The following is a 12,408-nucleotide window of genomic DNA, read 5'->3' on the forward strand; positions in this document are numbered from 1 at the left end:
GCGAAGCGATCATCCACGCGGCATCGACAGGGTCACGTTGCGGCCCTTTTTCTGATACCGCAACTCACTGTCGCTGATGGCGATGACCTTGCCGCCGTCAACCCGGTCACCGACCTTCAGCTTTTTGTACCGACCGCTGGGCAAGCGGACCAAAGCGCGCCGGTTGGCGGGCGTACCATAGACCCCGATCAGGTTCAGCCTGCGCAGGTTGATGGCGTTGTCGATGGTCGCCTGCCGCGCAACAGACGCGGTGGACGGGATTTTGGGGGCGACGGCCTTGGGCTGGAACGATCCGGCCTCGTCACTGTTTTGGTCAACAGCAGCGGTTGAGCCCAGATTGGATGCGGCCGGGGCTGCTGCGGCGACGCGCACAAGACCTGCGGGCCGGGTTTTGGGGCGTGGCACGCGCACAACGGCCAGGGCGGTGGGCGTGTCATCCACCTCGGGCGCGGCTTGCAGGGATTCGGGTCGGAGTTTTGGCCGCATTACTGCCAGTTCTTCCAGGGACCGACCGCCCAACTGCTGACGCTCGAACCGTTCGTCCAGATTGTCCGGGCGGGGTTTCGGGCGGAACCTGGCAAGGCGTGTGTCGGTTTCCTCGACCACGGGTTCCTCTTCGAAACGCGTGGGAACATCCGGCGGAACCGAGGCGGGGCGACCGAGATAGACCATAATGCCGTCAGGGTTCAGGGTGCCGTCCGGGGAAGGTGTCACAAGCCCACGCTCATCCAGATCGAAACCCGCCACGGCTGCGCGCGTCAGGGCAGGGGCGTCAAACGGCAGATCCGTTTCGAAGCTTTCGGCAGGTGCCAGCGCCACTGCGTCGTTCGAGAAATCGGACTTGTCGATTGAGGCAAGATACAGATCGTCCGGCTCGATCAGAGATGGTTCGCTGGGGCGGTCGGGTGCAAGATCAACAACCACGACGCCCGGTTCAACGTCTTGCGCGGTGTCGGAGTCCCGTTCGATCTCTTCCACCGGGGTTGGCTGCACCTTCAACGCCTCCAGAATCGCCGCGTCTGTTGGCGATAAGGCGGGCTGGTCGTCGGGCGCCTGCGGTTGTGTCGCAGAAGGTTCGACCGAGGCCAAGGTATCCTCATCCGGCACAAGGTCGGTTGTTGGCGCACCCGCCACCTCGGTTTCAATCGGCGGTGTTTCGGCGAGGTCTTGAGCGACCTCTTCATCCGGTGTCGCGGTCAGAAAGTCGGGCTCGCCTTCGGCCAGAACATCCTCATCTTGCGCGCCTATCAGGGACCATGCGCCGATTGCCACCGCCAACACAGCAGCCGCTGCGATGGCTGGAACGGTCAGACGTTTGGGATCAAAACCGTTGCCACCCGAAGGCACATCAGCATCCGGCGGAGCAGGCGAGCGGAAAGCATCGGGTGCTGCCGTTTCGGCAATGGCGTGGACCGTTGGTTCGGGTTCTTCGTCGACCTCGGGCTCTACCTGTGCGGCAGGATGTTCGATTTCGAGCACAGCAACGGGCGCAACCGGCGCAGGGTCCAGATCAAACACCGGCTTGCCGGGAAATGTGTCTTCGTCGGGGTCTGCCGTGTAGGCGACCGGGACAAACCCGTGCTCGGCAGTAAAGCTCTGCGCTTCGTTCAGCGTTTGCAGCGACACCGCAGCGCCAAATGTCGTTCCGTCCTGACAGACAGTGGCGAAACTCAGTTCCGAATGCTCATAAGGCGTTGCTGCAACCAGCTCATCGCGAACCTTCTGTGCGCTGTCTTCAGGCGACAGATCACCCGTTTCAACCGAGAGGTAGCGAATCTGGTCCGCCGGAATCACCACATTGCAGCTTAGGTCATTTTCCAGCGCAAAGGCCTGATCCCGCAACGCATGGATCTGCGCGTTCAGATCATCTGCATCCAGAGAAACGGTTCCAATACTGTACCACTCGCCCTCGGACAGGTGGTGCAGCGAAATTCCGGTTGTAGAAAATGACAGCGCAAAGGCGGGTTTCATAATCCCGTGGAACCATAACTCATATCATCAGCGCAAACGATAACACGCCTGCAGACCGACCCTAAAGCAGGAAGCCGCCGAGGGAAAGAAAAAGCCAAGCACCCCCCTTGTATGGCAAAGCCCTGCCAACCCATGTTGAAGGTAATTAGTTTGGAGGGATGACCTTGAAGACATTCGCTTTTCTGGCCGCCATGATGGCCGCAACAACCGCCGGGCTGGCACATGCGGAAGAACGTCGCATCAATGTGGACGCCACGGGAACCGTGCAGGTCGCGCCCGATATGGCGACGATCACGCTGGGCGTGACAAACGAAAACGCCGAAGCCTCTGTGGCGATGCAGGCGACATCGGACGCTGTGGCGCAGGTTCTGGCCCGTCTGACCGACATGGGGATCGAGGATCGGGATGTGCAAACGCGCGACCTGTCCCTGTCGCCGGTCTGGTCGAATCGAAATCAGCGGGACGGCAGCGCGCCCGAGATCACAGGCTTTGTTGCGTCGAACCGGGTATTTGTGCGGGTGCGAGATCTGAGCCAGTTGGGACAGATCATGGATGCCGTCATTCAGGACGGGGCCAATGATTTCGGCGGCCTCAGCTTTGGTTTGCAGGACCCCAAACCGATTGAGGTGCAGGCCCGCGCCAAGGCGGTGGGCGAAGCTACAGCCAAGGCCGAGCAACTGGCGCAAGCGGCAAATGTCACTTTGGGTCCGGTCCAGACAATCTCGGAACGCGGTGGCGGTGTGCGCCCTATGGCCGAGATGCGCGCTTTCAGCGCGGCGGATGCCGGTAGTGTACCCGTGGCCAGCGGAGAGATTTCGGTTTCGGTCAGCGTCTCGATGGAATTCGAGATTTCCGAGTAAGACTACGCCTCGGCGCGGGTCATCAGCGGTTTTCGTTGCTGGCCCGCCGCGTCGAAATTGTCGGGCGACAGCCATTCTTCGAACGCGGCCTTGATACGGGGCCAGTCACTGTCGATGATCGCGTACCACGCCGTATCCCGATTGCGGCCCTTGTAATGGGTCGCCTGCCGGAAGATGCCCTCGAACGTGAAACCCAATCGCTGCGCCGCCCGGCACGAGGCGGCATTGAGCGCGTCGCATTTCCATTCATACCGGCGATAGCCCAACTCGTCGAAGACACGTTTCATCATCAGGTACATAACTTCGGTCGATTGCGGCTTGCGCTGCAACAGGGGGGAGAAGTGGATGTGCCCCACCTCAATTGCCCCGGCCGCAGGCGCAATCCGCAGGTACGAGGCCATGCCCACCGGCACCTCATCCGCATCCAAGACTGTGTGAAACATCGGATCCGCATCCATACAGTTGGCGCGGGCCCAGGTTTCAAAATCCGGCTCGGACTCAAACGGGCCGTAGGGCAGGTAGGTCCAGTTCCGATGATCGGCGTCATTGGCAAACGCCCGGAACAATCCGGGCGCATGTCTGTTCACGTCCAGCGGCACGACCGAGCAATACTGGCCCATCATCGGCGTATAAGGCGGTGTCGGGCGCGGGAAATCGCCTGTGACCGGCAGACCGATGGGTTGACCCAGCGCGTTGGTGTCGTGCCCGCTCATGGCTTAGTTACTGGCTTTGGCCAGGGCCTGATCCAGATCGGCGATCAGGTCATTGGCATCCTCGATCCCGATGGATACACGCACCACGTTGGGGCTTGCGCCCGCAGCCTCTTGCTGTTCCGGTGTCAACTGACGGTGCGTGGTCGAGGCCGAGTGGATGATCAGCGACCGGGCATCACCCAGATTGGCGACATGGCTGAAAATCTCCAGCGCGTTGACCAGCTTGATACAGGCGTCATAGCCACCTTTGACGGCAAAGGTGAACAGCGCACCCGCGCCGCGAGGGTACTGCGCCTTGACCCGGTCGTGATAGGGCGACGAGGGCAGGCCCGCATAGGTCACGTAGTCCACGCGATCATCGGCTTCGAGCCATGCTGCGATCTTTTGCGCGTTCTCGACATGACGCTCCATCCGCAGCGACAGGGTCTCGATCCCCATCAGCGTGTAATGCGCGGCTTGCGGGTTCATGGTCATGCCCAGATCGCGCAACCCGATGGCGATGCCATGGAAGGTGAAGGCCAGTGGCCCAAAGGTCTCGTGGAATTTCAGGCCGTGATACGCCTGCTCCGGTTCGCTGAGTGAGGGGAACTTGTCGTTGGCCGACCAGTCGAACTTGCCCGAATCCACGATGCAGCCGCCGGTGACGGTGCCATTGCCGGTCAGGTATTTGGTGGTCGAATGCACAACCAGCGTCGCCCCGTGTTCAATCGGGCGGCACAGGTAGGGCGTGGCCGAGGTGTTGTCGACGATCAGCGGAATGCCTGTCTCGTCAGCCACATCCGCCAGCGCGCGGATGTCGGTGACATAGCCGCCCGGGTTGGCGATGGATTCGCAGAACACCGCGCGGGTGTTTTCGTCGATGGCAGCCTTCACCGCGTCCAGATCATCGGTGTCCACAAACGTGGCCGACCAGCCAAAGCGTTTGATCGTCTGGCTGAACTGGGTGACGGTGCCGCCATACAAACGGGTCGAGGCCACCACATTGCAGCCCGGTCCCATCAGCGGGAACAGCGCCATGATCTGTGCCGCGTGGCCCGACGAACAGCAGACCGCGCCAACGCCGCCTTCCAGGGTCGCCACACGCTCTTGCAGCACGGCCACCGTCGGGTTGGTCAGGCGCGAGTAGATGAACCCAACCTCTTGCAGGTTGAACAGGGCTGCAGCGTGGTCGGCATCGCGGAACACATAGGCCGTGGATTGGTAGATCGGTGTCTGCCGCGCGCCGGTTGCCGGGTCCGGGCGTGCGCCCGCGTGAATTTGCAGCGTGTCGAAACCGTAGGTGGGGCCGTCAGACATCAAAAAATCTCCTGTTGGAATGTGTGTTGCCGAATCTGTAGGACATTGCCCGCCGTCACACAACGCTGCTGTCAGCGCATCCACAGGCCTTGCGCTTTGATCCGGTTCCGAATGGCCTGTTCGCGGCTGGGCAGCGCGTTGCGGTCGAACAGGTCCCGGATTTTCTTACCCTTGCCCTGGATCACCAGCTTTTTGATCGGGTCGTACTGTTTCAGGACCTTCTTGATCTTGTTCGGGGCCGTAACGGTTTCCAGAACATCGATCACATGGTCGCTTTCGCGGGCATAAAGCATTGGAAACAGGCGGTAGTGACAGCTGACCGAGCCTTCCAGAAGCCCCTCGGGCAGGGCATCGCGTCCGCCGCCGAAGGAATGGATCACAAGGGGCAGGGCGGCCTGATCCAGCCAGGGATCGAGGTTCTGTCCGACCAGTTCCGGAAAATGCTCGTCCCGGATGGTGCGCGCGAAGTCCAGAAACCGTTCGCCAAACTGGCGCGGACATTTGTAGAAATAATAGCCCGCGTTGAAATACAGATACCGCCGCCAGTGCTCGTGCGGTTGGCTGGTGTCAATCGAGCTGTCGAAATCCAGACCAAAACGCCGGTACAGCGCGGACCAGATGCCATCAAATCCCGGCCCGTACAGGGTCGGCTTGGGCCAGGTGCCTTCGACCTTCAAGGATGCGCCGGGGCGGTCGAAATCAAACGGAACGCTGCCCAGATCGCCCGTGATCAGCGTATCTGTATCAAAGAAAACAAAGGGTTCGCCTTCGGGCAGGGCCAAAAGCGCCTCGATCTTGTTGCCATAGGGATAGCTTTCGCCAAAGACATGGCTGTCGAAGGGCAGGATCTCGGCACCCAGATGTTTCAGGGCTTTCAGAACGTCCTCGTCCTGAATGGCGGGGTTCTGAGGCCAGCGCGGGCCGGGATTGGGCGTGGCGACAAACAGACGCCCTTTGAAATCGGGCGATGAATGGCGCAGCGAGGCAGCGAACAGCACGGCCTCGTATTGCAGGCGGTTGTTCTGACCGATGATGACGATGTTGAAATCTTGCGAAGCTGCCCGCATCTGTGCCCGTCCCAAACATGCGCGTTGTCTCACGCACCTGCCTTCGGGCTTACAGCAAGCCGGATAGGGCGTCAAAAGACTGTTGAGGTCCGGCGACCCGACTTGAACGGGTTATCCCGACACGCCGCCCTGCAAAATGCTTAGAATGTGAGCAAAACGGGGCCAAATCCGGTCTGTATCGGCTGCCGGATTCAAATTTTTGACCATTTGGCAAATTTTACCAATTGATAAAAAATCAAAATGTGGCAAGCTGAGGTCACAACAAACATATCTACAGGGAGTAGAGCGATGGCACAGGGCCAGATGGCACCCGGAATCGTTTCCGGGCGGCTTTCCAGCGATGAGCTGACCTCGAATTTTACCGATTTGCATCCGCCGCTGGCCCCGCACGAGGCTGCCGTGGCCGCAGATCGCTGCTATTTCTGCTATGACGCGCCATGTGTGACGGCCTGTCCGACGGATATCGATATTCCGTTGTTCATTCGCCAGATTCAGGCGGGTCAGCCGCAATCTGCGGGACGGACCATTCTGGACCAGAACATTCTGGGCGGCATGTGCGCCCGTGTCTGTCCGACCGAGACCTTGTGCGAAGAGGCCTGTGTGCGCGAAACAGCCGAAGGCAAACCGGTTGAGATCGGGCGTCTGCAACGCTTTGCGACTGATGATGTGATGGCCTCGGGCGTTCATCCGTTCGAACGTGCCGCCGCGACGGGCAAAACCATCGCTGTGATCGGGGCAGGGCCTGCCGGTCTGGCCTGCGCGCATCGGCTGGCAATGCTGGGCCATGATGTGGTGATCCATGAAGGCAAACCTAAGCCCGGCGGTCTGAACGAATACGGGATTGCCGCTTACAAATCGACCAATGACTTCGCGCAGGCCGAGGTGGATTGGCTGCTGAAGATCGGCGGTATTTCCATCGAAACGGGGTCGCTGTTGGGCGAGGGCCTCTCGCTTGAAGGCCTGATCGAGAATTACGACGCCGTGTTCCTGTCCATCGGTCTTGCTGGCGTGAACGCGCTGCGGGCGCAAGGGGTAGACAAGGACGGCGTGCGCGCTGCGGTCGATTTCATCTCGGACGTGCGGCAAGCGTCGGATCTGGCCGATTTGCCAGTGGGGCGCAATGTCGTTGTGATCGGGGGCGGCATGACTGCTGTTGACGCGGCGGTGAAGTCGAAACTGCTGGGTGCCGAGCATGTCACGATTGCCTACCGCCGTGGGCGGGACGCAATGGGTGCCAGCCGGTATGAGCAGGATCTCGCGGCATCGCACGGGGTTCGGATCATGACTAATGTTCAGCCTGTTGCGGTTCATGGCAACGGCGCAGCGGTCGAGATCGAGCTGGAATATACCTCAAGCCAGAATGGTCAGCTGACCGGGACCGGCGAGACCATTCGCCTGCCTGCCGATCAGGTGCTGAAAGCGATTGGTCAAACCTTGGATGGCGCACCCGAAGGGCTGGAACTGGACGGTAACAAAATCGCCGTCAGCGGTGCCGGGCGCACCTCGATGGCTGGTGTCTGGGCAGGAGGAGACTGCGCTGCGGGCGGGGAAGACCTGACCGTGACCGCCGTGGCCGAGGGCCGGGATGCGGCGATGGACATCCACGCGAGCCTTGTTTCGTGATAGGGTGAGGCATTCAACTCATCCCATTCGCTGAGGTACCGTTATGTCCCAGATCGAAAACGCAGTTGCCCAACACTATACCACCGGCGCCCTGACCGATCGCGTGCGCGATGCGCTGAAAGCCAGTGGCGTAGACCCGGACGCGGCCACGGTCGCGGACCTGAAAGCCGGTGACGAGTTTCACACGGGCGGGGTTCTCGCCACGGATCATCTGTTTGCCCAGCTGTCGCCCACCCATGCAACGCGAGTTCTGGATGTCGGCTGCGGGATCGGCGGGACATCGCGTTATGTCGTGGACCGGTATGACTCGAGGGTGACGGGGGTCGACCTGACGCCTGAATTTGTCGAAACGGCAACGGCGCTTAGCGAGATCGTGGGGCATTCCGACAAGGTCGAGTTCCATGTCGGGAGTGCTTTGGACATGCCGGTGCCGGATGCCGGGTTCGATCTGGCGGTGATGCTGCATGTGGGCATGAACATCGAAGACAAGGCCGGGCTGTTCGCCGAGGTGTCGCGCGCATTGGCAACGGGTGGCAGTTTTGCCCTGTTCGACGTGATGGCCGGAGAAACAGACGAACCCTTGGCGTTTCCGCTACCCTGGTCGACGGTGGAGGAGACGTCCTTCGTGCATGCGCCCGAGGTTTACAAGGACGCAGCCGCATCGGCGGGGCTTGAATTGGTGACCGAGACGGATCGTACCGAATTCGCCATCAAGTTCTTCGAGGAAGCCTTTGCAAAGATTGCCGAATCCGGCCCCGCGCCGTTGGGCATCCACCTGATGATGGGCGAGACGGCGCCCGAGAAGTTTCAAAACTACGTCGCAAACCTGCATGCCGGGCGGATCCGCCCGACCGAGATGATTTTCAAGAAAACCGGCTGAGGAGCCGGAAAGGAGTACCCATGGTTGACCTGACGACAGACTTTCTGGGCATTTCCAGCCCCAACCCCTACTGGCTGGCCTCGGCCCCGCCGACCGACAAGGAATACAACGTCCGCCGCGCCTTCGAGGCCGGATGGGGCGGTGTGGTCTGGAAAACGCTGGGGGCCGAGGGCCCTCCGGTCGTGAACGTCAACGGCCCGCGTTACGGGGCCATTTATGGCGCGGACCGGCGGTTGCTGGGCCTGAATAACATCGAACTGATCACCGACCGGCCCTTGGAGGTAAACCTTGAAGAAATGGCGCGGGTCAAGGCGGATTACCCGGACCGCGCGCTGATCGCTTCGATCATGGTGCCGTGCGAGGAAGAAGCGTGGAAAGCCATCCTTCCGCGTGTTGCCGAAACCGGCGCGGACGGCATCGAGCTGAACTTTGGCTGTCCGCATGGGATGAGCGAGCGGGGCATGGGGTCTGCCGTAGGGCAGGTGCCGGAATACATCGAAATGGTCACCCGTTGGTGCAAGATGTACTATGACCGCCCGGTCATCGTGAAGCTGACGCCGAACATCACCGACATCCGCAAACCTGCAGCTGCGGCGCGGAATGGTGGGGCAGACGCGGTATCGCTGATCAACACGATCAACTCGATCACCAGCGTCAACCTGGACACGTTCAGCCCCGAACCCTCGATTGACGGCAAAGGCAGCCATGGCGGTTACTGCGGCCCGGCAGTCAAGCCGATTGCGCTGTCGATGGTCTCGGAAATCGCACGGGCCGAGGCGACGCATGGCATGCCGATCTCAGGCATTGGTGGCGTGACCACGTGGCGCGATGCGGCAGAATTTATCTCGCTGGGTTGTGGCAATGTGCAAGTCTGCACGGCGGCCATGACTTACGGCTTCAAGATCATCGATGAACTGACGGCGGGCCTGTCCGAATGGATGGATGAGAAAGGCTATACCAGCGTTTCAGAAGTTGTTGGGCGCGCGGTGCCGAATGTGACCGACTGGCAGTATCTGAACCTGAACTACATCGCCAAGGCCAAGATCGATCAGGACCAGTGCATCAAATGCGGCCGCTGCTATGCCGCCTGTGAAGACACCAGCCACCAGGCGATTTCGATGTCGCCGGATCGCGTGTTCGAGGTGATCGATGAGGAATGCGTCGCCTGCAATCTCTGCGTGGATGTCTGCCCGGTCGAAGGCTGCATCTCGATGGAGCCGATGGCCGCGGGCGCGGTGGATCCGCGCACCGGCAAGGTTGTTCAGGAGGAATATGCCAACTGGACGTCCCACCCGAACAACCCGATGGCGAAAGCCGCCGAGTAAGAGATACCGGTATCCCGCAAAAAACGGTTCGGTGATACAGTGCCGCTGACAGACAGGATCAAAGGAGAATGTCATGCCAGCGGCACCACCGGGCCGGAACAAGGGTGGCAACCGGGTCACAAAGCTTGACCGGGACACATCCAAAAAGAACGTCGCCCTGTCCAAAGCCAAACAGCGTGATGCGCTGGCGGCAAAGAATTTCGTGCTGCACCAAAAGCAGGTCAAGAAGGACCTGGATCAGATGATCAAGCTGCGCCGCTCGATCGAAGAGATGCTGAAAAAGCTGAAAGAGGACCGTCAGCTGGATCAGCGTTTTCTGGGGCAGGTCAAGAAAAAGGTCAAAGCATTACAGGACTTTGACAAGTTCATCAAAGCGTCTGAGCGTGAGCATTCCATCGGCGTCCAGCAGCCCAAGATGTATACCGCCATCGTACGGGATGCCGGGAAAGTGCCCAAGATCAACACGGTTAACACAATGGGCGATCTGACCATATTGCTGGCCATGGCCATCGTGATTTTGAAACGAATACTGGCTCTGAAACCCGCGAAATAAACCTTAGGGTGTCAGCAGTTTGCGATAGAGCATCTCGACAAAGGGTTCGGCCCCTTCGAACGGGTCTTCCTCGCCCAGAATGGCGCGGACCTGCACGTCAAAATCGGCGTAGTGCTGGGTCAGGGCCCAGATCGAAAAGAACAGATGATATGGGTGCACGCGGGCAATTCTACCGTCATCCATCCATCTGGTCAGGATCTCGGATTTCGAGTCGACCAAGGCCTTGAGGTCGGTGGACAGGGCATCATGTATGCGCGGCGCGCCCTGTACCAGTTCATTGGCAAACAGGCGGCTTTCGCGCGGCAATTCGCGACTCATCTGCAGTTTGCGCTGGATATAGGACAGGATTTCCTGCATCGGATCGCCGTTTTCATCCAAATCGTGCAGCGGGGCCAGCCAAACGTCCAGCAAACCGGACAAAAGCGCGGTGTGGATCGCCTCTTTCGAGGGGAAATAATACAGCAGGTTGGGCTTGCTCAGACCGGCCTCGGCCGCGATCTGATCGACGGTCGCCCCGCGAAACCCATGCGCCGAGAACACGTTCAAAGCGGCTTCGAGAATCGCGGCGCGGTTCTTTTTCTGAATTCGGGTTGGTGCGCGGTCTTTGGGCATGGTTCCTGCGTGTCTCTTTTTAGCCAAGTGAGTGTGAATTATGCGGAAAAATTCCGCTGTGTTTCGCAATTTCTTGACTGATGTCGAACCCGTGATAGCGTGAGTTTGACCAGATGGTCAAATCAAGACACCAAAAGCGAGCCAAATCGCAAGCGACAGGGAAAAAGACAATGGCAGCTCCGGCGCAGAATCTCAGGATCAATGGCGACAGGTTGTGGGACAGCCTGATGGAAATGGCCAAGATTGGGCCCGGCGTCGCGGGCGGTAACAACCGCCAGACATTGACCGATGAAGACGCCGAAGGCCGCGCCCTGTTCCAGACATGGTGCGAGGATGCGGGCTGTTCCATGGGGCTGGACCAGATGGGTAACATGTTTGCCCGGCGCGAGGGCACGGACCCGGATGCGCTGCCGGTCTATGTGGGCTCGCATCTTGATACGCAGCCGACGGGGGGCAAATATGATGGCGTTCTGGGCGTGCTTGGGGGATTGGAGATCATCCGGACCCTGAATGATCTTGGGATCAAGACCAAACACCCTATCGTGGCGACGAACTGGACCAATGAAGAAGGCACGCGATACGCGCCTGCCATGCTGTCCTCGGGCGTGTTTGCCGGGATGCACACGCAGGATTGGGCCTACGGTCGCGAAGATGCTGAGGGCAAGAAATTTGGCGACGAGTTGCAGCGTATCGGCTGGCGCGGCGATGAAGAGGTCGGCGCGCGCAAGATGCATGCGTTCTTTGAGTTGCACATTGAACAGGGGCCGATTTTGGAGGCCGAAGGCAAGGATATCGGGGTCGTCACCCATGGTCAGGGGCTGAGCTGGACTCAGATAACCGTGACCGGCAAGGATGCGCATACCGGATCGACCCCAATGCCGATGCGCAAGAATGCCGGGCTGGCGATGGCGCGCATTCTTGAGAAGGTGGATGAGATCGCCTGGTCCCATGCACCCCATGCCGTCGGGGCGGCGGGACATATCGACGTCTATCCGAACTCACGCAATGTGATCCCGGGCAAGGCGGTGTTCACAGTCGATTTCCGCTCGCCCGAACTGGATGTGATCACCGATATGGAAAACCGGTTGCGCGTCGCGGCCGAGGACATTGTCAATGAGATGGGCCTTGAGATCGAATTCGAGAAGGTCGGCGGATTTGATCCGGTCAAATTCGATGATGGATGTGTTGCAGCCGTGCGCGATGCGGCGGAACGGTTGGGTTATTCGCACACGGACATCATCTCGGGCGCAGGGCATGATGCCTGCTGGATCAACCGGGTTGCACCGACCGCGATGGTGATGTGCCCGTGTGTGGATGGGCTGAGCCATAACGAGGCCGAAGAGATCAGCAAGGATTGGGCTGCCGCCGGGGCGGATGTTCTGTTTCACGCGGTCGTCGAGACGGCGGAGATTGTGGAATAGGGGGCGCTGCCCCCGTCGCCCGATGGGCGACTCCCCCGGGATATTTTTAGCCAGATGAAGCAAGCGGCGCAGACCGCATCAGGGAGT

At 60.1% G+C, this 12,408-nt stretch carries 11 protein-coding genes; 6 read left to right on the forward strand and 5 right to left on the reverse strand.

Annotated features, from left to right (window positions below):
* Nucleotides 1-9: 9 nt before the first annotated feature.
* The gene (locus ACR0C9_RS04465) at nt 10-1,971 is read right to left on the reverse strand and encodes a hypothetical protein (protein WP_480780474.1); all 1,962 of its coding nucleotides are present in this window, start codon (nt 1,969-1,971) and stop codon (nt 10-12) included.
* A gap of 158 nt (nt 1,972-2,129) precedes the next feature.
* Here ACR0C9_RS04465 and ACR0C9_RS04470 point away from each other — a divergent pair, with 158 nt between their 5' ends.
* A complete protein-coding gene (locus ACR0C9_RS04470; protein WP_480625900.1) occupies nt 2,130-2,831 on the forward strand; it encodes an SIMPL domain-containing protein in 702 nt (233 codons plus the stop codon).
* Nucleotides 2,832-2,833: 2 nt separating this feature from the next.
* Here the strand turns inward: ACR0C9_RS04470 and ACR0C9_RS04475 are convergent, their stop codons facing one another.
* The 3 genes from ACR0C9_RS04475 to ACR0C9_RS04485 form a co-directional block, all read right to left on the reverse strand.
* Complete coding sequence (locus tag ACR0C9_RS04475; RefSeq protein WP_170621648.1) at nt 2,834-3,544, reverse strand: GNAT family N-acetyltransferase; 711 nt, start codon at nt 3,542-3,544, stop codon at nt 2,834-2,836.
* Nucleotides 3,545-3,547: 3 nt separating this feature from the next.
* Nucleotides 3,548-4,840 (reverse strand): O-acetylhomoserine aminocarboxypropyltransferase/cysteine synthase family protein, encoded by a 1,293-nt coding sequence (locus ACR0C9_RS04480; RefSeq protein ID WP_480780475.1) that lies wholly within the window; start codon nt 4,838-4,840, stop codon nt 3,548-3,550.
* A gap of 71 nt (nt 4,841-4,911) precedes the next feature.
* Nucleotides 4,912-5,907, reverse strand: a complete 996-nt coding sequence (locus ACR0C9_RS04485) for a hypothetical protein (RefSeq protein ID WP_170621649.1) — start codon at nt 5,905-5,907, stop codon at nt 4,912-4,914.
* 288 nt (nt 5,908-6,195) lie between these two features.
* Between ACR0C9_RS04485 and ACR0C9_RS04490 the strand changes: the two genes are divergently transcribed.
* From ACR0C9_RS04490 to ACR0C9_RS04505, 4 genes are all read left to right on the forward strand, one after another.
* A complete protein-coding gene (locus ACR0C9_RS04490; RefSeq protein WP_170621650.1) occupies nt 6,196-7,530 on the forward strand; it encodes an NAD(P)-dependent oxidoreductase in 1,335 nt (444 codons plus the stop codon).
* 43 nt (nt 7,531-7,573) lie between these two features.
* Nucleotides 7,574-8,410, forward strand: coding sequence for a methyltransferase domain-containing protein (locus ACR0C9_RS04495; protein ID WP_170621651.1), 837 nt, complete (start codon nt 7,574-7,576; stop codon nt 8,408-8,410).
* Between the two features lie 20 nt (nt 8,411-8,430).
* On the forward strand, nt 8,431-9,735 hold the full coding sequence (gene preA / locus ACR0C9_RS04500) for an NAD-dependent dihydropyrimidine dehydrogenase subunit PreA (RefSeq protein WP_480780476.1): 1,305 nt from the start codon (nt 8,431-8,433) through the stop codon (nt 9,733-9,735).
* A 73-nt stretch (nt 9,736-9,808) separates the two neighbouring features.
* On the forward strand, nt 9,809-10,288 hold the full coding sequence (locus tag ACR0C9_RS04505; protein WP_170451334.1) for a hypothetical protein: 480 nt from the start codon (nt 9,809-9,811) through the stop codon (nt 10,286-10,288).
* A gap of 3 nt (nt 10,289-10,291) precedes the next feature.
* On the opposite strand, the gene ACR0C9_RS04510 is transcribed toward ACR0C9_RS04505, so the two are convergent.
* Nucleotides 10,292-10,900, reverse strand: a complete 609-nt coding sequence (locus ACR0C9_RS04510; RefSeq protein WP_170734564.1) for a TetR family transcriptional regulator C-terminal domain-containing protein — start codon at nt 10,898-10,900, stop codon at nt 10,292-10,294.
* A 170-nt stretch (nt 10,901-11,070) separates the two neighbouring features.
* Here ACR0C9_RS04510 and ACR0C9_RS04515 point away from each other — a divergent pair, with 170 nt between their 5' ends.
* The gene (locus ACR0C9_RS04515; RefSeq protein WP_480581554.1) at nt 11,071-12,321 is read left to right on the forward strand and encodes a Zn-dependent hydrolase; all 1,251 of its coding nucleotides are present in this window, start codon (nt 11,071-11,073) and stop codon (nt 12,319-12,321) included.
* Nucleotides 12,322-12,408 lie beyond the last annotated feature (87 nt).

This window comes from Ruegeria sp. C12 (assembly GCF_056537745.1).